This window comes from Pseudomonas putida (assembly GCF_030159595.1).
GTDB lineage: Bacteria > Pseudomonadota > Gammaproteobacteria > Pseudomonadales > Pseudomonadaceae > Aquipseudomonas > Aquipseudomonas putida_AC.
Genome location: NZ_BSKJ01000003.1, coordinates 393,459 through 412,367, shown reverse-complemented (window position 1 = coordinate 412,367; position 18,909 = coordinate 393,459). Strand labels below are relative to the sequence as shown.

Sequence of the window (18,909 nt, the reverse complement as noted above, 5' to 3'; positions counted from 1 at the left end):
ATTGGTGTTGTTCTACACACTCGCGCCAGCAGCGTACTCGTTACTGAACAGGCGATCAACAGCCCTCGGGCAGGCTGAAACGGCGCCGACCGCCGGCCTGCAGGCCATCGACCCAGGCCTCGCAGATGATCACGCCCTGCTCGGGGGTGAAGGTGCCGGGGTTGAGCCCGGATTCCAGCCAAAGGCCGTCGAGCAAGGCACTGAGGCTAATGGCTGCAAGGTCGGCATCGAAGCCCTGCCAACCCTCCTCCCCTGCCAACTCGGCCAGCAGCTGGCTCAGTTCCTTGCGGTACTCGCCATAGGAATGGTCATGCACCTGGTTGATTGCATCGGCCGTCTTCACGGCCCCCCAGAACGCCAGCCAGGCGTCGAGCAGTTGCGGGTCGAGCAACTCTGCGCAGAACGACGCGCGGAAAAACGCCGACAACCGCTCGCGAGCATTAGGCGCGGCCTGCGCCATGGCTTCGCGCAACAGGCCCATCACCCGCCCGGTAACGGCCAGATAGGCTTCGGCCACCAGTTCGTCCTTGCCGGCGTAGTGGTGGCTGATCAGCCCTACCGAGACACCGGCCTCGGCCGAGATCTTGCGGATCGAAGCCCCCTGGAAGCCATGGCGCTTGAGGCACACCAGGGTCGCTTCGACCAGGTTGGCTTTGCGCAATTCCGGCAGCATGCGGTGGTAGCGGGCTTCCTGGGTCATCGGCGGCTCTCGGTTCAGGGGCTGGACTGAACGACTGTACAACAAGCCGGAGCGCGTGATAAACCCTTGCCCCTGCCCACAACAACAAAAGCGGCTGCCATGAACGACCTGATCACCCGCGAGCTGGACCAAGGCCTGCTGACCCTGGCCTTCAACCGCCCCGACAAGCTCAATGCCCTGAACACGGCCATGTACCAGCAACTGGGCGACTTGCTGCTGGCGGCGGGCGAAGACCCCGGCGTCGATGCCATCATCATTACCGGTAGTCCGCACTGTTTCACCGCTGGCAACGACCTGCACGACTTTCTCGACAACCCGCCCACTGACCTGGACAGCCCGGTGTTCCGCCTGATGCGGGTGGTCATGGGCCTGGACAAGCCGCTGATCGCGGCAGTCAGTGGCGCCGCCATCGGCATCGGCGCCACCTTGCTGCTGCACTGCGACCAGGTGCTGGTCAGCCGTTCGACCAAGCTGCGCATGCCTTTCGCACCCTTGGGTGTGTGCCCGGAGTTTGGTTCCAGCCTGCTGCTGCCGCGTATGCTTGGCCAGGCCCGGGCAGCCCGCCTGCTGCTGGGCAACGCGTCGCTGGATGGCGAACAGGCGGTGGCCTGGGGGCTGGCCAATGAGCTGCATGAAGATGGCGAACAGTGCCTGGCCGCAGCGCGCAAGCTGGCGCGGCAACTGCAAAGCTACCCCCAGGCGGCGCTGCGCATCAGCAAGCGGCTGATCAAGGACAGCCAGCGGGCGGCGCTGGAGGAAACAGTGGCGCGGGAAAGCCGGCTGTTCATCGAATGCTTGCGCACCGAAGAAGCACGGGCCGTGCTGCGAGGGCTGATCAAGGATTGAAATGACGCGGCTTTTGGCGCGCGTGATGCCCAGGACATGGCGGGTCAATACCCCGTCATCTCCAGATACCCGCGCCCACCTGCACTCCCGCTCATGCGCACCGGCCCTTCCCAATACGGGAACCGGGTATCCATCCAGGCCTGCGGCTCCACTGCATCAACCTGCACATCAACCCCATGCCCCGGCACCTGCACCCTCCATCGGGTCGGTACCTGCTTGCCATTCTTCTGCTCGGCCCATGCCAGGGCCTGTAGTTGGACCTGCGCGCCTTGCAGCGCTACCACTTCACCTTGCGGGCCAACCCAAGTGCCGGCGCGATACGCCTCGCCCTTAACCTGACGCACCTGGAACAGCATCAGCTTGGCACCGCTGTCCAGGTGCAGGGAAAACCAGTCCCACCCCGTTTGCCCGGCCGTCAGCGGCTGACTGCTCCATTCCCGGTCCAGCCAGGCCTGGCCGGTGACGGCGATACACATCCCATCACGTTCCACTTCCCCGTGCACACGGTAAAACGGCTGGCTGTAATAGTAAGAGGCCTGCCCCTTGCCAGATTTCTCGCTGTAACCCTGATCGCCGTGCAGCACCAAGGGCCGATCACTGCGCAAACGCAAGTCGTAGCGAAAACCTTCGCCACCGGCAGCCATTTGCAGGCTTTCGATACCCCCACTGCCCTGCAACGACCAATCATTGATCCACGCCCGGAATGGCTGGGCCTGCACACCGGCCTGGCCGATACCACCGCGCGCCAGGGTTTCGCCAGACTGGTGACCGCCCGGACCGGTCAGGGCCGCGTGCCCCATCCACAGGTTGGGGCTGTTCCAGTCGGTGGTTTCAGGGCCGGGGCGCAGGGCCGAGCGGAACAGCGTCCACTGCGCGCCCCAGTCGCGCCCTTGGGTGTCATTGAGGTTGGCGGTGACATACCACCATTCGATGCGAAAGCCATCGTGTGGGCCGTGGTCACGCGGGAATTCCAGTCGATGCGCGCGCGCCACCTGGCTGAACCCGTCCGCCTGCTGCCCAAGCCCGGCATAGCCTTGCGGCGCCGGCGGGTCACAAGCGCATAGCAGGCAGTACAGCAACAGCCACGCGTTACGCTTCATCGGCAAACGGCCTCAACAGTTCGCGGGGTTGGCGGCGCGCCAATTGCCACAGCGGCCAGGCACTGGCCAGCAGGCTGGTGAGCACCCCCAGCGCGGCCAGTTGCAACAGCTGCACAGGGAAGACGTAGAGTGGCAGGCGCCAGCCGAACGCTTGCACGTTGACGACCGCCACCAGGCACCAGGCCAACAACACCCCCAATGGGATTGCCAGCAGTACCGTGAAGGTGCTCAGCATCAGTGTCTGCCCCAAACTCAGCCACACCAATTGCCTGCGCTGTACACCCAGCGCCCACAGGGGTGCCAGCTGGCTCAGCCGCGTTTGGCCCAACGTCAGCAGGTTGATGAACAGCGCCACGCCGGCCACGCCAAGCGTGAGGCCGTTGAGCGCAGCGGTGGCGGCAAAGGTACGGTTGAACACCTCGGTGGACCAGCGTTTCAGGCGTGCCTGCTCGACCACGCGGCTGTCGTCCAGGGCGAAGTGCTGTTGCAACGCGGCCTTGATGACAGGCACCTGTTCGGTGGGCAGATCAACGCTCAATCCGGTCAGCGTTGCCTGTGGCCATTGCCTGCGTAACCAACCGACATTGACCAGCACATGGCCCTTGGGGTTGCCGTAATCGGCATAGATCCCCACCACCGTCATCGCCTCTGAAGGCAGCGCCAGACGGTCGCCCAGTCGCAGCTTCAGACGCCTGGCCAGCTGTTCACTGAGCATCACGGCATGCCCGCTGGCCAGCGCTTCCCAAGCGTGAGGCTGCTGCTGTAGCAACGGCCAACGCTTGAGGTAGACCGGATGATCGACAATGCCCTGAAACTGCACCGGCCAGCCCTGCAACTGCGTTTCCACACGCCAGCCGGGCAGGACCACGCGGGTTGCTGATTGCTGCCCTAGCCATTGTGCGATCTCCAGGCCTTGGGCGGTATCCCGAGGGGTGACATACAGGTCGGCAGACAGGCGCAGGTCCAGCCAGCCGACAAAGGTCTTGCGAAAGCCCTCGGTCATGCTGCCCACACCGACACTGGCAGCCAGCGCCAGCAACAGTGCCATCAGCGCCAGGCTCAGGGCCGGCAGTTGCTGACGGCAATCGGCGACGAACCATTGCGCCAAGGGTCGCAGGCAGTACCGGGTCAGCAAGGCCAGCACCCGGTCGAGCAAGGCCGGCAACAACAGCGCCGCCGCCAGCAACAGCCCAGCCAGCATGGCAAACGCGCTGGCCAGGCTGGTACCCAGCACACCACAACCCAAGGCCAGCAGCAACAAAACGCCTGCTGCGCAGGCCTGGCGCCTCAACCATGGCCCCTGCGCCAACTGCCAGGCCTGAGGCTGCGCCAGCGCCAGCAACGGCAACCGGGCTGCACGCAACACGCTGCCCAGCCCTGCCAGCAATGCCCCCAGTACACTCACAAGCACCCCCACCAGCCACCACCACGCGGGCAGGCTCAGGGTACCGGCAACCTGGGCGCCATACAGGCCGCGCAAACTGGCGGCCACATCGGGCAGCAACCACGCGGCCAGCACATACCCGCTAGCCACGCCGGCCAGCCCGCCCAGGACGGCGAACAGGCCCAGTTCCAGCATCAAGGCACACAGCAGGGTGTTCAAACTGACACCACAGGCGCGCAGATTGCGGATCAAACCACGCCGCTGTTCCAGCGCCAGACCGATTGCGGCATGGGCGATAAACAGGCCGACGACGAACGCCAGCAGGCCGAGGGCGGTCAGGTTGAGGTGAAAGCTCTCGGTCAGCCGCTGCAACCCGCCGTCGTCCTGTTGAGGCTGCAGTTCGAGGTAAACCGCGATATCAGCAGGCAGCGGTCCTGGCTTGCCGGCCACCAGCAATCGCGACAACTGCCCAGGTGCGTGCAGCAATCGCTGGGCATGGCCGATATCGACCACGATCACCCCAGGCGCCAGTGCCGGCTGCAGGCGCATGGGCGGGAGCAGTCGCCCTTCGCTGTCGCGCACTGAAGCCCCAAGCTCTGCGCCCAGTTGCCGCAAGGTGTCTGGCCCGACCCACGCTTGCCCAGGGGTGCCGATAAACGCCTGCACGTCGAATGCTTGCGGCTGCACACCGGCAATGCTGCTGGCCGGCAGCAGGCTCAAGGGGTCGATGCCTAGCAGGCGTACGCTGCGCGCGGGCTCCCCAGGCAAACGCAAGCGCCCTTCCAGCACCGGCGTCACTGGCCACCCCTGCTTGCGCAACTGCAGGTAAAGCCCTTGGTCGAAGCGCTCACCCTGGCGCGGCACTAACTGCACCTGCAGCGGCCCGGCCAGCACGGCACTGGCCCGAGCATAGTCGCTGCGCGCCTGACTGTTCAGCGCCTGCACGCCCGTCCATAGCGCCGTTGCCAGCCACAGCCCGGTGAAGAGGCTGAAAAACTGAACACGATGGCGCCGCCAATGGCTGAGCAACGCCAACAGGGCCAGCGACAAAAGCCTCATCCCCCCAGCGCTGGCTGAACGCGACCGGCCTGCAGCTGGCAACGCCGCTGCAAGCGTGCCGCCAACCGGGGGCTGTGGGTCACCATCAGCACACCGCCGCCGGCCTCGGCGACCAATTGCAGCAACAAGCCCAGCACCTCATCGCTGCTGGCTTCGTCAAGGCTGCCGGTGGGCTCGTCGGCCAACAGCCATGCCGGGCGCCCAGCCAGGGCGCGGCCGATGGCGACCCGTTGCTGCTGGCCACCAGACAACTGCTCAGGGTAGCGCGCCAGCAACCCAGCCAGGCCCAACCGCTCTGCCAGGTAAGCCACCCACTGCGGGTCATGCCTGCCGGCCAGCCTGGCCTGAAAGGCGAGGTTTGCCGCCACGTCCAGGCTGCTGATCAGGTTGTACTGCTGGAACACCAGGCCAATCCCCTCCCGTCGCCACTGCGCCAGCGACGCCTCCGAACGGCTGTCGAGCGGGACATCGTCGATCAGGATGCGGCCGCTGTCGGCACGGTCCAGGCCGGCAATCAGGTGCAGCAACGTGCTCTTGCCGCTGCCCGACTCACCCATCAGCGCCAGGCTGCTGCCGCGTGCCAGGCGCAGGTCGACGCCCTGCAGGACGGGGAGCAGGCCTTGGGGGGTGGGGAATGATTTGTGGAGCTGTTCGATGGCGAGCATCGACGGGCCTTGGTGGGTTGGGTGTCCTTTCAGGAATAGCAGGTTCGAGGAAATACACCCGAACACTCGTCCAGCTCTCGCGACAGATAACCCGCTGCCTTGATAGGTGGCGCTCAGACCAACAGCCCCAAAAACCGCTATCAACGCCAAACTCATCGACGCCGACAATAAACAACATTTTTAATCGCCAAAAAACAATAAAGGAAACTTCCTACAGATTATTACTTGATTTATAGACACTAACTTTTTGACATGAAATCAATGACCTGAAACAAAACCATTGGTCTAGGATCAACCTTTACTTCGTTGTCCCGGCAAGAGGTTCAGCCATGGAAGACTCAGACAAGCAGCATGCGACGGGCAAGGTCGATACTGTTTTGAAGGGCGCCCACCAGTACAACTATTTTCAACTGCTTGAATTACTGTACTAACTGCATGGTGATGACCTGGAGCAGCGGCCACCTTCTCGCGAGACGCGCCGCCGATTGCGCCTGGAAGTGTCCCCTCGCCTGTCCTTCCCTGTCGCCGACGTGCTGCGCGCTGATCGCCTGGGAAGTGATCGCTACCGTATCGAGGCCAGCTTCCTCGGCCTGCATGGCACCGACTCGCCGCTGCCCACCTACTACCTCGACGAAATCGCCTACGAAAATGCCCATGGCATCGGCTTGCGCCCGGCGTACTTCAACTTCTTCAACCATCGCCTGCATACCCTGCTGCATCAGGGCTGGCGCAAATACCGCTACGGCAGGAGGGCTCCGGCCGTTGTCAGGCGCTAATCAACCAGATAATGGATCCATAAACAACAATCGATGCTTGAGCCTCGCAGAAAAATCGTTCAGAACCAAGAACAGATTTCGGGGTATTTTTAATTTTTTCATTTTTTATCAAGTGGTTACACATTTACTATCATATTCAATTTTCGTTCGTTTACCGAACACTACTTCAATTATGGATCCATGAGAGCGCAAAAAATCCATGCCTGACCGTTCATGACACCGCCGCCATGAACAAATCTTCATGTTCCCCGCCAGCGCCCTGATTACGCGGCGAGCAGCCATTACCCACCCACTGCCAGTCGCCGCTCGCCTTGAGGGTGCGGTAGGGGTTGCGTAGCATCCCCGGCCCGATCGCGCGCCCGCAAAGCCACTGCGATACCTGCACAAAGAGCTACTGATGCCACAACCCATCCCCCTCAAGGACCACGAAAAGGAAAAGCACCTGGTCAATCGCCGGCTCCTGGCCTGCGCCATCCTGGTCTTCAGCCTGGTCGCCGTGCTGGTGGGGCGTCTGTATGTCTTGCAGGTGCTGCAGCACGACCAGCAGACCGCCGTGTCGGAAAACAACCGTGTGCATGTGCTGCCCATCGCCCCTGAACGCGGGCTGATCTACGACCGCAACGGCGTGGTGCTGGCCGACAACAAACCCAGCTTCGACCTGACCATGACCCGCGAGCGGGCCGGCGGTGACTCGGCCAAGGTGCTCGATACCCTGACCCAAGTGCTGGGCCTGAGCGAAGACGACCGCAAGCAGTTCGACAAGGACCTGCGCCGTGGCCGCAAGCCATTCGAGCCGGTGACCCTGATGGTGGGCCTGAGCGAGGAGCAGATCGCTCTGGTGGCGGTGAACCAGTTCCGCCTGCCGGGCCTGGAGGTGGAACCGCAGTTCATCCGCGAATATCCCCTTGCCGAGCATTTCGCCCACTCGGTGGGCTATGTGGGGCGCATCAACGAGAAAGAGGCCAAGGTCCTCGACAGCACCGAGTACCGTGGCACCCAGTCGATCGGCAAGACCGGTATCGAACACTTCTACGAAAGCCAGCTCCATGGCCATGTGGGCTACGAAGAGGTCGAGACCAACGCACAAGGCCGGGTGATGCGCGTGCTCAACCACAAGGACCCGACCCCGGGGCAGGACATCGTCCTGACCCTGGACGCCCACTTGCAGGTGGCCGCAGAAAAAGCGCTGGGCGACCGCCGTGGCTCGGTGGTGGTACTGGACCCGGCCAATGGCGACGTGCTGGCCATGGTCAGCAACCCCAGCTTCGACCCCAACCTGTTCGTCAAAGGCATCAGCTTCAAGCAGTACGCCGAGCTACGAGATTCCATCGACCGCCCGCTGTTCAACCGCGTGCTGCGCGGCCTGTATGCCCCAGGCTCGACAGTAAAACCGGAAGTGGCCATTGCCGGCCTCGACAGTGGCGTGATCACCCCAGGCAGCCGGGTGTTCGACCCGGGCTACTACGAGCTGCCCAACTACGACCACAAGTACCGTAACTGGAACCGCAGCGGTGACGGCTGGGTGGACATGTACACCGCCATCATGCGTTCCAACGACACCTACTTCTACGACCTGGCGCACAAGCTGGGCATCGACCGCCTGCATGACTACATGGCTGAATTTGGCCTGGGCCAGAAGGTGTCGCTGGACATGTTCGAGGAAGCGTCCGGGCTGATGCCGTCGGCCGAGTGGAAGCGCGCCACCCGGCGCCAGGCCTGGTTCCCGGGTGAAACGCTGATTCTGGGCATCGGCCAGGGCTACATGCAGGTCACCCCGCTGCAACTGGCCCAGGCCACCAGTCTGCTGGCAAGCAAAGGCGTGTGGCACCGCCCGCACCTGGCCATGACCGTGGGCGGCGACGCGCCGGTCGACCCCAACCCGATGCCCAACATCGTGCTGCACGACAAACATGCCTGGGACCAGGTCAGCCAAGGTATGCAGATGGTCATGCACGACCCGCGCGGCATCGCCCGTGCGGCGGCGGCGGGTGCGCAGTACCGGATTGCCGGCAAGAGCGGAACCGCGCAGGTGGTGGCGATCAAGCAAGGTGAGCGCTACAACCGCAACAAGACCCTGGAGCGACACCGTGACAATGCCCTGTTTGTCGGCTTTGCACCGGCCGACCACCCGAGTGTGGTGGTGGCGGTGATGATCGAGAACGGCGAGGCTGGGGGCCGGGTGGCGGGGCCGGTGGTGCGAGAGGTGATGGATGCCTACCTGCTGGATGAACAGGGGCACCTGAAGCCTGAGTATGCGGGCGGTGCAAGTGGCCGGAACGTGCCACACATTTGAGCGTTCGGGGCCGCTTCGCGCCCCATCGCGACACAAGCCGAACACACCAGGCCAACCCGGACAAACGGGTGCCGATAAAGATAATGGAATAAGAATATAAATTCTTATTCTTTTTTAACCGGTAAGTAATCCTCTATAACTCTCCCCACTGCACAGCCGCCAACACCTGGCCAACTGTTTGCAGCGCAACACCCAATCAACACGAAACGCCCATCCGGCAACAGCATCGCACCTTTGCGAAAATGCTAACTTGTTGATTTATAAGAATATTACAACCCGGCACGACGATTGCTCAAGCAAAGTCCCGCTCAACCAGAACCGGAGACCTGCCCATGAGCACCCCACTGAACGTCGTAGCCCTGTCCGGCGGCACTTCCCGCCCTTCGCGCACCCTCGCCCTGACCGAGGCGATCCTCGCCGAACTGGCCGAGCACCTGCACATCAAGCCGCACTTGATCGAACTGGGCGACATCGCCCGCCCGCTGGGTAGCGCCCTGTGGCGCAGCGAACTGCCCGACACCGTCGAACAGCAACTGCGCCTGGTGGAAAAGGCCGACCTGCTGGTGGTGACCACCCCCGTGTACCGCGGCAGCTTTACCGGCCACTTCAAGCACCTGTTCGACCTGATCGGCCAGGACGCCCTGGTCGACACCCCGGTATTACTCGCCGCCACCGGCGGCAGCGAACGCCATGCGCTGGTGCTCGACCACCAGTTGCGCCCGCTGTTCAGCTTCCTGCAGGCCCTTACCCTGCCCATCGGCGTGTTCGCCAGCCAGGCAGAGTTGGCCGACTACCGTGTTTCCAGCGATGCCCTCGCCGCCCGTATCCGCCTGGCCGCCGAACGTGCCGTGCCGCTGTTCGGCGCCCACCACGCACTGCGTAAAAGCGCCTGAGGAGCGGCCATGAATGCACCTGTGAATACCCCCCTGCGCCCGGCCCTGGCGATTGCGCGTGAACTGGCCGGGCAGTTTGCCCAGACGGCCGTCGAACGCGACGAGCGCGGCGGCACGCCGAAAGCCGAGCGCGATGCCCTGCGTGACAGCGGCTTGCTGTCGCTGGTGATCCCGCAGGCGTTCGGTGGCCAGGGCGCCAACTGGCACGACACCTTCGCGGTGGTGCGCGAGTTCGCCCGGGTCGACAGCTCCCTCGCCCATGTGTTTGGCTTTCACCACCTGATGCTGGCCACCGTGCGCCTATTCTCGCGCCCCGACCAATGGCAGCCCTGGTTCGAACAGACCGCCCGCAAACAATGGTTTTGGGGCAATGCCCTGAACCCGCTGGACACACGTACCGTGGTCAAGCACTTCGATGGCTGGTGCGAATTCTCGGGCAAGAAAAGCTTCTGCTCCGGCGCCAGCGACTCGGAAATGCTCATTGCCTCGGCGGTGGACGAACGTGCTGGCGGCAAGCTGCTGATTGCCGCCATCCCCAGTGGCCGCACCGGCATCAGCCTGCACAGCGACTGGAACAACATCGGCCAACGCCAGACCGACAGCGGCAGCGCCACGTTCGAGCGGGTGCGGGTAGAGCACAACGAACTGCTGCTTGACCCTGGCCCGCTCAGCACCCCGTTCGCCGCGCTACGCCCGCTGATTGCCCAGCTGCACTTCGCCAACCTGTTCCTCGGCATTGCCGAAGGCGCCTTCGAAGAAGCCCGCCACTACACCCTCAAGGAAAGCCGGCCGTGGTTCCGCTCCACCGCCGCCAGCAGTGCCGAAGACCCTTATGTGCTTCGCCATTACGGCGAGTTCTGGGTCGGCCTGGAAAGCGTGCGCCTGCTGATCGAACGGGCCGCGCGCCAGCTGGATGCCGCCTGGGCCAAGGAGCACGCCCTCACGGCTGAAGAGCGTGGCGACCTGGCCCTGGCCATCGGTACCGCCAAGGTCGCCGCCAGCCGCCACGGCCTGGACATCTGCAACCGCCTGTTCGAAGTCACCGGCGCCCGCGCCACCCATGCCTCGCTGCGCTTCGACCGCCATTGGCGCAACCTGCGCACGCAAACCCTGCACGACCCGGTGGACTACCGCATCCACGAGCTCGGCGAGTGGGCCCTCAACGACAAGCGCCCTGCCCCCTCCTTCTATTCCTGAGGATTGCCCATGCAACTGCTGACCCTCCCCCCGTCACCGACACTGGCTACCTCGATCAGGGCGACCGCACAGGTCTTCGAAGACCCCAGGTCGCAGGCGCTGCTCGCCCACTTGCAACAGGTCGCCCCCAGCGAGGCCAGCGTCCTGATCATCGGCGAAACCGGTACGGGCAAGGAGCTGGTCGCCCGCCACATTCACAACCTCAGCGGCCGGCGCAACGGCCCGTTCGTCGCCGTCAACTGCGGCGCGTTTTCCGAGTCGCTGGTGGAGGCCGAACTGTTCGGCCATGAAAAAGGCGCCTTCACCGGCGCACTGGCGGCCAAGGCTGGCTGGTTCGAGGAGGCCAATGGCGGCACGCTGTTCCTCGACGAAATCGGCGACTTGCCCCTGCCGATCCAGGTCAAGCTGCTGCGCGTGCTGCAAGAGCGCGAAGTGGTGCGACTGGGCTCGCGCAAGAGCATTCCGATCAACGTGCGGGTACTGGCGGCGACCAACGTACAGCTGGAAAAGGCCATCAACGCCGGGCATTTCCGCGAAGACCTGTACTACCGGCTGAATGTGGTGACCTTGCAGCTGCACCCGCTGCGCGATCGCCCGGGCGATATTCTGCCGCTGGCCCGGCACTTCATTCGCAGCTACAGCGATCGCTTGGGTTACGGACCGGTAGAGCTTGGCCCCACAGCCCAGGCCAAGCTGGTGGAATACAGCTGGCCAGGCAATATTCGCGAGCTGGAAAACGTGATTCACCACAGTTTGCTCACCTGCGGCGATGGTACGGTACAAGCGCAGGACCTGCGTTTGTCCAACCTGCGCCTCGAGCGACAAGAGGAAGAGCCGACAGGCAATGGTGTGGAAGACTTACTGCAGCGAGCGTTCAGCCGGTTGTACGAGGAGCAGTCGGGCGACCTGTACGAGAAAGTGGAAAATGCCCTGTTGCGCTCGGCCTACCGGTTCTGCCATTACAACCAGGTACATACCGCGCAGTTGCTGGGACTGTCGCGCAACATCACGCGCACGCGGCTGATTGCGATTGGCGAGCTGGTGGTGAACAAGCGGCGGGGGCAGGAACAGCAGGTACTGGATAACCGGGTGGTGCGGTTGTCCATCTGAACCTTGCGGTGCCGCGAAGGCGTCAGGATGCCGTACGCGGCATCAGCTCATACGGATGTTTCCACCCCGGCTGCGCCTGAATCCGTGCCTTCCACGCCTCAATGTGAGTAAACTCCGCCAAAGGGATCCCGGTATCTTCGGGCATGAACACATACCCCGCCAACGACAGGTCAGCGATGGTCAGCCGGCCGCCGACCATGAACGACGTCTTTGCCAGGTGCGCATCGACAATACGGTAAGCCGCCGTAGCACGCTCACGCAGGAACCGCGTCACGTCCGTTTCCCCCGTTTTCTTCAGGCAGAACAGAAAGCGCAGCGCGGCGTAATAGCTGGTGAACTTGTGGTTGTCGAACAGCATCCAGCGCCAGATCTCGCGCTTTTCATCTTCATCACGCGGGCCGAACTGGCCGGTCTGTTCGGCAAGGTAGTCCAGGATCAGTGCTGACTGGGTGAAGGTTTTGCCCGCGTGCTCCAGCACCGGCACCTCGCCCTGCTCGTTCACCTCGTCACGCCACGTTTGCTCACGGGTCTGGCCATGGAAGAAGTCGACGAACACCGGTTGCCAGTCCTGGCCGGTGAGTTCGAGCATGAGCGCGGCCTTGTAGGCGTTGCCGGATTCGGCGAAGCAGTGCAGCGTGTAGTCGGGCATGGCGGGACCTTCAATTTCCTTTGAATGATCATGTAGCCCGAGCAAATCACGCCCGGCCCGGAACGGTCAATGCCCTCAGCCAAAACATCCCATTCCCCGTCCCTCCCGTCATAGTCCCCGCCCAACCGCCAATGCCATAGTGAAGAAAACAACACGGATAAAAACCATGTACAGAAACACCTCTACCCCCGCGGACGACAACGGTTGCGGCTGGTTCCACCTCAGCCCGCCGCGCCAGCCACGCACCGCGCACCGGGGGCGGAGCGAGGCGCGCTGGGTAGTGCTTGGTGCGGGCTTCACCGGCCTGGCTGCCGCGCGGCAGCTAGCCCTGCATCACCCTGACGACGAGGTGGTCCTGGTCGAAGCCCAGGAAGTCGGCTTCGGCGCCTCGGGGCGCAACTCCGGGTTCGCCATCGACCTGCCCCACGACATTGGCGCCGCCGACTACATCGGCGACCTGCCCACGGCGCGGATGAACCTCAAGCTCAACCTGCGCGCACAGGCGATTTTGCGCAAGCTCATCAACCAGCACGGCATTGACTGCCAGATCCGCCCGGACGGCAAGTACCAGGCGGCCGTCGAAGACAAAGGCCTGGCGGTGCTCGAAGCCTACCGCAGCGGCCTGGAAAAACTCGGCCAGCCCTACCAGATGATCGAAGCCCGCGACCTGCCCGAGCATTTTGGCACCGCCTTCTACCGCAAAGCGCTTTACACCCCGGGCACTCAACTGCTGCAACCGGCCGCCCTGGCCAAGGGCCTGGCCGAAAGCCTGCCGGCCAACGTGACCCTACACGAGCGCACCACCATTACCCGCATCGAGCAGGGCCGGCGCATCACCCTCAAGCACAGCAACGGTGAGATCGTCGCCGACCAGTTACTGTTGACCAACAACGCCTTCGCCTCGCACTTCGGCTTCCTGCCTGGCCGCCTGCTGCCGATCTTCACCTACGCCAGCATGACCCGCCCGCTGACCGAGGAGGAACAAGCCCGCCTGGGTGGCAAGAACACCTGGGGCATCATCCCGGCCGACCCGTTCGGCAGCACCCTGCGGCGCACCCCAGACCAACGCCTGCTGGTGCGCAACAGTTTCAGCTTCAATGCCGACGGCCGTGCCAACCCACGCCACATCGCCCGCGCCGGGCGCCAGCACCGCGAGTCATTCGAGCGACGCTTCCCGATGTTGTCGGGCATGGCGTTCGAATACACCTGGGGCGGTTCGATGTGCCTGTCGCGCAACCACCTGTCGCACTTCGGCACCCTCGCGCCTAATGTGCACGCGGCGCTGTGCTGCAACGGCCTGGGCATTACGCGTGGCACGGCTACGGGCACCCTGCTGGCGGACTGGCTGAGCGGCGAGCGCGACGAGCTGACCGACTTTTTGCTCGGCAGCGCAGGCCCCAACCGCAACCCGCCTGAGCCGCTGCTCAGCGCGGGCATCAACCTGAACCTGCATTGGGGCCAGCGCCGAGCCGGCCTGGAAAGCTGAAAAGGAGGCACCATGCATAGCCTGGGTATTCTCGGGGTGGGCGAGCTCACCGAAAAAGTGGTCATCGGCCTGCGCCGCAGCGGGTTCGAGGGCCCCATCCTGCTTTCACCGCGCAATGCGCAGCGGGCCGCCCTGCTGGCCCAGGAGCACGGTTGCCAGGTGTTGACGAGCAACCAGGCAGTGGTCGACCAGGCGGAACTGATAATACTTGGCGTGCGCCCGCATTCGCTTGCCGAACTGGCAGATGACGTACACCTGCGCCCCGGCCAGCGCCTGGTCTCGCTAGCCGCCGGGGTCAACCTTGCGCACCTGTCCACCGCGTTCCCTGGTGCCCGCTGTGTGCGTGCGATGCTGTCGTATGCGGCGCAGTACAACCAGTCCACGGTAGTGGTCTGCCCGCCCGATACGCTCACCACACAGTACCTGGGGCCACTGGGCAAACTGGTGGTGCTGCACGCGGAGCCGGAATTCGAACTGGCCACCGTGGCGGCGTGCATGAATGGCTGGTTCTACTTCCTGATGCACGACCTGCAGCAGTGGCTGATGGACAAAGGCCTGCCCGCCACAGAGGCGCGGGCGCTGGTGCTGGGCAACCTGCAAGACTGCGTGGCCAGCGCTGGCCAACAGCCTGAGTACACACTCAAGGCACTGGGCCAGGCCATTGCCACACCAGGTACCTTTACCGCAGATGGGCTGGCGGTGCTGATGCATCAGCCGGTAAGCGCTACCTGGGGCGCGGCATGCGAGGTAGTGCTGGACGGGTTGTTGACGCGCGCGGGGCTGACCGAGCAATAAGCGTTACAGGGCCAACGAGCGCATCGTCGGCCCCGCCTACCGCTACAGCTGCCGATACACCCGCGCCGTATCCTCCTCGAAATGCTTCAGCTCCGCCTGCCGCCGAGCTTCCGACCAGCCCAGCACCAACGCCACCTGCTGCGACAGCTGCTCTACCCGTGCCCGCCCCAGGTCCGGGTCCAACCCCCAGGGCAGGCGCCTGCGCACCACATCCACCAGCCGCACCACATGCTCGCGCCGCACCACTGCAGCGATGTCGTCACTGTCGACCCGCCCGCGCTCCAGCATGCCTTCAGGCGCCTTGCCACGCTTGCCCAACCGCGCCTCAACGCCACGGGCAATCACCCGCGCAGCGTGGCGGTGCAGCATGATGGTGGAGCCGGTCAAGGTCAGCAGGCCCGGCTTACCCGCCGCTTCGCTCAGGCGTACCGGCAAGTGCGTGCTGCGGCCATCCAGCGTCGAGGTCGGGCGCACGCCACACCAGCAGTGCTGCACATCGTTGCGGGTCAGTTGCAGGTCGGGGAACAGCTGATTGGCTTCGCTGAGGATGTAGTCGATTTCGCTGTCCTCTACCCGCACGGTGTCCGGGTCGTCATGGAACTCCGATTCGGTCGGGCCGATGAAGTGGAATTCGCGCCAAGGGAACACATAGTAAGGCTCACCCTTACTGGAGAACGCCTCCAGGCCCTGCCCGCGATACGCCTCTGGCAGGCGCACCATCACGTTCACGCCCTTGATCCCCAGCACCCTTGGGCCAGCGTCAGCCGCACCCGACACGCGGTCCACCCAGGGGCCTGCGGCGTTGATCACCACTTTGGCGGTCACCTGGGCCTGGCCCTTGGTCTCAGGGGCCTGCTCGTCCAGGGTCAGCCGCCACTGGGCATCCTGGCGTTGCAACTGGCTGACGCGGGTGTAGGTCCGCACCGTAGCTCCACGCCATTGCGCGTCCAGCGCCGTGTCGACACAAATGCGCTCAGGCCAGGCATACATGTATTCCTCGAACACGCCCACCCCGCGCAGCGGCCCACCCAGCCCCGCTGCCATGGCGCTGTCGCCCGCCGCCTGCTGCTGCGACTGGCGCCGGTAGACCAGCGGCACCTTCCAGCCACCCAGCGCTTCGACCAGGCGAAAACCCATGTCCACCAGCCATGGCGGGTAACGGTCGCCACGGCGGAACGGGTAATGGAAGCGGTGTCGGGTCAGGTGGCCGGGCATCTCCTTGACCAGTTCGGCCCGGCAGCGCATCACCTGGCGGGTGTAGCGCAGCCGCTGCCACATATCCATCGGCCGGAACGGAATCTGCCACAGCGGGTAGCGCGCCGCCAGGTAGCCCAGCCCCGAATAGAGCATGCGGCTGGAGCGTGAGGAAGTACCGGCGCCGATATCGCCACGGTCCACCAGCAAGGTGCGGAAGTTGCGGGCGGCCAGTTGCCGGGCAGCGGCACAGCCGACCGCACCGGCACCGATGACCACCACGTCGTAATGTTCGCCATCGAGGGAGTCGAGTAAGGGGCGGGTCATGGTTCGAATTCCAGGTAGTTGTAATTGTGCTGAAAGCCTCAGTACCGGCAAGCCGGCCCCCACACATTAGAAAAGCCCCCAGCACCACCCCTAGAACATCCATGACAACTTGCATAAGGCCTCGGCACACCCGGTCAGCACATTCCATGACTCGTCCGAGCCGTTATAGGGCGCCCTCACAGGCCGGTGCGATAGTGCCGCGACGCTAGTGCAGCGAATAACAACAAGAGGTAAGTCGCATGTCCGTTTCCAAACGCTCCGTCGAAGATGCGCCGCTCAACGCGTTTCACCGCAAGCTGACGGTCTACTCAGCTGGCGGGCCTTTTCTCGATGGCTACGTCCTGAGCATCATCGGCGTCGCCATGCTGCAAATCACCAATGCCCTGCAACTGTCAGCCTTCTGGGAGGGGTTGATTGCGGCGTCGGCATTGATCGGGGTTTTCCTGGGTGGTTTTCTCGGTGGCTGGTTCACCGACAAGTACGGGCGCAAGGTGCTGTACCTGGTCGACCTGGTCGCCATCGTCGGTTTCTCGGTGGCGCAGTTCTGGGTGGAATCAGCCTGGGCACTGTTTGTCTGGCGGCTGCTGATCGGTATCGCGGTGGGCGCCGACTACCCGATCGCCACGTCGCTGCTGGCCGAGTTCCTGCCACGCAAGCAACGCGGCCCACTGCTGGCAGCCATGGTACTGATGTGGTTTGCCGGTGCCGCTGTGGCCTACATGGTCGGCGAGCTGCTGCTGCGCGTGGGCGGTGAAGACGGCTGGCGGTATGTATTGGCCAGTGCCCTGATACCCGGGGCGCTGTTCCTGGTCGCCCGCAGTGGCACTCCGGAATCACCCCGTTGGCTGCTGAGCAAAGGCCGCACTGCCGAAGCCGATGCCGTGATCAAGAAGGTCTACGGCCCCGACTACTCCATTGCCGACCTGCCGGAGCAGACCACCGACACGCCCGTTTCCGTGTGGTCGCTGTTCCACTCGGGCTACGGCAAGCGCATGGCGTTCGTCACGCTGTTCTGGACCTGCGCCATCGTCCCGTTGTTCGCCATCTACTCGTTTGCCCCAAAAGTGCTGCAGGCTCTGCAATTGACCGGTGACTGGGCTGCCTTCGGCTCCATCGCCATCACCTTGCTGTTCACCCTGGGCTGCCTGCTGGCCACCAAGCTGATCAACCGCCTGGGCCGTCGCAACATGCTGATCCACAGCTTCCTCTGGTCGGGCATGTCGCTGGTCATGCTGGGCGTGTTTCCGGATGCCTCGCCCACTACCGTACTGGTGCTGTTCGGTGCCTATGCGGTGTTGATCGGCGGCGCCCAGGTGCTTGAATACGTCTACCCCAACGAACTGTTCCCAACCGAAATCCGTGCGTCGGCAGTAGGCCTGGCCACCTCGCTGTCGCGCATTGGCGCGGCCGTTGGAACGTACCTGGTGCCGATGTCCCTGGCCAGCTACGGCATTGCCAACACCATGTTTGCTGCCGCCCTGATTTCGCTGTTCGGCGCGTTGATCTCATGGTGGCTGGCCCCTGAAACCAGCAAGCTCGACCTGCAGCAGGCAGCCGCGCTCGGTAACCACAGCAGCACCACCCCCACCGCCAAACCCATTGTTCGTAAAGCCTGAAGGAGCCTCTTCGTGAGCCAAGTACTGACTGTCGTGCGCAATGCCCCCGCCTCGCCGCTGGGCACTGCTGCTCCGGCCCGACTGCCGATCGGTGAACCCATCGCCCAGGCCGCCAGCGCCCAGGACCAGACCGACGAAACCGTCGGCGCCAGCATCGGGGTATGGGAAAGCAGCCCGGGGGTGTTCCGCCGCTACCTGAAAAACCGCGAGTTCAGCCATATCGTCAGCGGCTGGTGCACCTTCACCCCCGACGGCGGCGAGCCAGTAGAGCTGCGCGCTGGGGATGCGGTGCTGTTCCCGGAGAACTGCGAAGGGGTGTGGGACATTCGCGAAACCCTGCGCAAGACCTACGTTCTGTTTTAAGGACCCAGTCGATGATCGAACGTATCAACCCAGGCAAACGGGCCAGCCAGATGGTGCTGGTGGACGGCCGTATCGAGACCTCTGGCATCGTTGCCCTGCAACCGGGCGACATCGCTGCGCAAACCCGCTGCGTAATGGCGCAGCTGGAGCAGTGGCTGGCGCAGGTCGGCGCGAGCAAGGGCAACCTTACCCGCGTGCAGATTTGGCTGGCCGACATGAGCGAGTTTGCGGCAATGAATGAAGTGTATGACGCCTGGGTGGGTGATCATCCACCGGTGCGGGCCTGTGTAGGGGCTGCGCTGGCAGCCCCTGAATATCGCATCGAGATCCAGGCCTTCGGCCAGCTCTGATGACCCAGTGCAATCCCTGTGGGTGCTGTTGCCTGTGCCGGCCCCTTCGCGGGTGAACCCGCGAAGGGGCCGGCACAGGCAACACAAGACAGTTGCGCCTACAGTG

General features: G+C 63.9%; 17 protein-coding genes and 1 pseudogene. 11 read left to right on the top strand and 7 right to left on the bottom strand.

Annotated features, from left to right (window positions below; all coding sequences use genetic code 11):
- Positions 1-55: 55 nt before the first annotated feature.
- Positions 56-700, bottom strand: coding sequence for a TetR family transcriptional regulator C-terminal domain-containing protein (locus QQL85_RS09360; protein ID WP_284355661.1), 645 nt, complete (start codon positions 698-700; stop codon positions 56-58).
- A gap of 99 nt (positions 701-799) precedes the next feature.
- On the opposite strand from QQL85_RS09360, the gene QQL85_RS09355 reads away from it, so the two are divergent.
- Positions 800-1,546: an enoyl-CoA hydratase gene (locus QQL85_RS09355; protein WP_284355662.1), complete on the top strand. Its 747-nt coding sequence runs from the start codon at positions 800-802 to the stop codon at positions 1,544-1,546.
- Between the two features lie 44 nt (positions 1,547-1,590).
- On the opposite strand, the gene QQL85_RS09350 is transcribed toward QQL85_RS09355, so the two are convergent.
- The 3 genes from QQL85_RS09350 to QQL85_RS09340 are packed head-to-tail and all read right to left on the bottom strand — an operon-like array spanning position 1,591 to position 5,754.
- Positions 1,591-2,646, bottom strand: coding sequence for a lipocalin-like domain-containing protein (locus tag QQL85_RS09350; protein WP_284355663.1), 1,056 nt, complete (start codon positions 2,644-2,646; stop codon positions 1,591-1,593).
- Positions 2,636-5,089 carry an ABC transporter permease gene (locus QQL85_RS09345; protein WP_284355664.1) on the bottom strand — a complete coding sequence of 818 codons (2,454 nt, stop codon included), beginning with the start codon at positions 5,087-5,089 and terminating at the stop codon, positions 2,636-2,638. The genes QQL85_RS09350 and QQL85_RS09345 overlap by 11 nt, the downstream gene beginning before the upstream one ends.
- A complete protein-coding gene (locus QQL85_RS09340) occupies positions 5,086-5,754 on the bottom strand; it encodes an ABC transporter ATP-binding protein (protein ID WP_284355665.1) in 669 nt (222 codons plus the stop codon). Before QQL85_RS09340 ends, QQL85_RS09345 begins: the two co-directional genes overlap by 4 nt.
- Positions 5,755-6,185: 431 nt before the next feature.
- On the opposite strand from QQL85_RS09340, the pseudogene QQL85_RS09335 reads away from it, so the two are divergent.
- Positions 6,186-6,497, top strand: a pseudogene (locus QQL85_RS09335) (type VI secretion system baseplate subunit TssG); the annotation flags it as partial.
- 244 nt (positions 6,498-6,741) lie between these two features.
- On the opposite strand, the gene QQL85_RS09330 reads toward QQL85_RS09335, so the two are convergent.
- Positions 6,742-6,870: a hypothetical protein gene (locus tag QQL85_RS09330; RefSeq protein WP_284355666.1), complete on the bottom strand. Its 129-nt coding sequence runs from the start codon at positions 6,868-6,870 to the stop codon at positions 6,742-6,744.
- A gap of 57 nt (positions 6,871-6,927) precedes the next feature.
- On the opposite strand from QQL85_RS09330, the gene mrdA reads away from it, so the two are divergent.
- The 4 genes from mrdA to sfnR all read left to right on the top strand — a co-directional run bounded on the left by mrdA (position 6,928) and on the right by sfnR (position 12,023).
- Positions 6,928-8,823, top strand: a complete 1,896-nt coding sequence (gene mrdA, locus QQL85_RS09325) for a penicillin-binding protein 2 (protein WP_284355667.1) — start codon at positions 6,928-6,930, stop codon at positions 8,821-8,823.
- A gap of 332 nt (positions 8,824-9,155) precedes the next feature.
- A complete protein-coding gene (gene msuE / locus QQL85_RS09320) occupies positions 9,156-9,716 on the top strand; it encodes an FMN reductase (protein ID WP_016711107.1) in 561 nt (186 codons plus the stop codon).
- 9 nt (positions 9,717-9,725) lie between these two features.
- Positions 9,726-10,913 (top strand): acyl-CoA dehydrogenase family protein, encoded by a 1,188-nt coding sequence (locus QQL85_RS09315; protein ID WP_284355668.1) that lies wholly within the window; start codon positions 9,726-9,728, stop codon positions 10,911-10,913.
- A 9-nt stretch (positions 10,914-10,922) separates the two neighbouring features.
- Positions 10,923-12,023, top strand: coding sequence for a sigma54-dependent transcriptional activator SfnR (sfnR, locus tag QQL85_RS09310; RefSeq protein ID WP_284355669.1), 1,101 nt, complete (start codon positions 10,923-10,925; stop codon positions 12,021-12,023).
- 22 nt (positions 12,024-12,045) lie between these two features.
- Here sfnR and QQL85_RS09305 read toward each other — a convergent pair whose 3' ends face one another.
- A complete protein-coding gene (locus QQL85_RS09305; protein ID WP_284355670.1) occupies positions 12,046-12,672 on the bottom strand; it encodes a glutathione S-transferase family protein in 627 nt (208 codons plus the stop codon).
- 166 nt (positions 12,673-12,838) lie between these two features.
- On the opposite strand from QQL85_RS09305, the gene QQL85_RS09300 reads away from it, so the two are divergent.
- Positions 12,839-14,158: an NAD(P)/FAD-dependent oxidoreductase gene (locus QQL85_RS09300; RefSeq protein WP_284355671.1), complete on the top strand. Its 1,320-nt coding sequence runs from the start codon at positions 12,839-12,841 to the stop codon at positions 14,156-14,158.
- A gap of 12 nt (positions 14,159-14,170) precedes the next feature.
- Positions 14,171-14,953, top strand: a complete 783-nt coding sequence (locus QQL85_RS09295; RefSeq protein ID WP_284355672.1) for an NAD(P)-binding domain-containing protein — start codon at positions 14,171-14,173, stop codon at positions 14,951-14,953.
- 42 nt (positions 14,954-14,995) lie between these two features.
- Here the strand turns inward: QQL85_RS09295 and QQL85_RS09290 are convergent, their stop codons facing one another.
- Positions 14,996-16,474 (bottom strand): FAD-dependent oxidoreductase, encoded by a 1,479-nt coding sequence (locus tag QQL85_RS09290; RefSeq protein ID WP_284355673.1) that lies wholly within the window; start codon positions 16,472-16,474, stop codon positions 14,996-14,998.
- A 239-nt stretch (positions 16,475-16,713) separates the two neighbouring features.
- Here QQL85_RS09290 and QQL85_RS09285 point away from each other — a divergent pair, with 239 nt between their 5' ends.
- The 3 genes from QQL85_RS09285 to QQL85_RS09275 are packed head-to-tail and all read left to right on the top strand — an operon-like array spanning position 16,714 to position 18,803.
- Positions 16,714-18,090: an MFS transporter gene (locus QQL85_RS09285; RefSeq protein ID WP_284355674.1), complete on the top strand. Its 1,377-nt coding sequence runs from the start codon at positions 16,714-16,716 to the stop codon at positions 18,088-18,090.
- 12 nt (positions 18,091-18,102) lie between these two features.
- A complete protein-coding gene (locus QQL85_RS09280) occupies positions 18,103-18,453 on the top strand; it encodes a cupin domain-containing protein (RefSeq protein WP_284355675.1) in 351 nt (116 codons plus the stop codon).
- An 11-nt stretch (positions 18,454-18,464) separates the two neighbouring features.
- Positions 18,465-18,803, top strand: a complete 339-nt coding sequence (locus QQL85_RS09275) for a RidA family protein (protein WP_284355676.1) — start codon at positions 18,465-18,467, stop codon at positions 18,801-18,803.
- The last annotated feature ends 106 nt before the right edge of the window (positions 18,804-18,909 follow it).

What these genes read in the sequence shown, in the direction of transcription:
- QQL85_RS09360 (WP_284355661.1), bottom strand. Translation starts at nt 700, where the DNA reads ATGACCCAGGAAGCCCGCTACCACCGCATGCTGCCGGAATTGCGCAAA.
- QQL85_RS09355 (WP_284355662.1), top strand. Translation starts at nt 800, where the DNA reads ATGAACGACCTGATCACCCGCGAGCTGGACCAAGGCCTGCTGACCCTG.
- QQL85_RS09350 (WP_284355663.1), bottom strand. Translation starts at nt 2,646, where the DNA reads ATGAAGCGTAACGCGTGGCTGTTGCTGTACTGCCTGCTATGCGCTTGT.
- QQL85_RS09345 (WP_284355664.1), bottom strand. Translation starts at nt 5,089, where the DNA reads ATGAGGCTTTTGTCGCTGGCCCTGTTGGCGTTGCTCAGCCATTGGCGG.
- QQL85_RS09340 (WP_284355665.1), bottom strand. Translation starts at nt 5,754, where the DNA reads ATGCTCGCCATCGAACAGCTCCACAAATCATTCCCCACCCCCCAAGGC.
- QQL85_RS09330 (WP_284355666.1), bottom strand. Translation starts at nt 6,870, where the DNA reads ATGCTACGCAACCCCTACCGCACCCTCAAGGCGAGCGGCGACTGGCAG.
- mrdA (WP_284355667.1), top strand. Translation starts at nt 6,928, where the DNA reads ATGCCACAACCCATCCCCCTCAAGGACCACGAAAAGGAAAAGCACCTG.
- msuE (WP_016711107.1), top strand. Translation starts at nt 9,156, where the DNA reads ATGAGCACCCCACTGAACGTCGTAGCCCTGTCCGGCGGCACTTCCCGC.
- QQL85_RS09315 (WP_284355668.1), top strand. Translation starts at nt 9,726, where the DNA reads ATGAATGCACCTGTGAATACCCCCCTGCGCCCGGCCCTGGCGATTGCG.
- sfnR (WP_284355669.1), top strand. Translation starts at nt 10,923, where the DNA reads ATGCAACTGCTGACCCTCCCCCCGTCACCGACACTGGCTACCTCGATC.
- QQL85_RS09305 (WP_284355670.1), bottom strand. Translation starts at nt 12,672, where the DNA reads ATGCCCGACTACACGCTGCACTGCTTCGCCGAATCCGGCAACGCCTAC.
- QQL85_RS09300 (WP_284355671.1), top strand. Translation starts at nt 12,839, where the DNA reads ATGTACAGAAACACCTCTACCCCCGCGGACGACAACGGTTGCGGCTGG.
- QQL85_RS09295 (WP_284355672.1), top strand. Translation starts at nt 14,171, where the DNA reads ATGCATAGCCTGGGTATTCTCGGGGTGGGCGAGCTCACCGAAAAAGTG.
- QQL85_RS09290 (WP_284355673.1), bottom strand. Translation starts at nt 16,474, where the DNA reads ATGACCCGCCCCTTACTCGACTCCCTCGATGGCGAACATTACGACGTG.
- QQL85_RS09285 (WP_284355674.1), top strand. Translation starts at nt 16,714, where the DNA reads ATGTCCGTTTCCAAACGCTCCGTCGAAGATGCGCCGCTCAACGCGTTT.
- QQL85_RS09275 (WP_284355676.1), top strand. Translation starts at nt 18,465, where the DNA reads ATGATCGAACGTATCAACCCAGGCAAACGGGCCAGCCAGATGGTGCTG.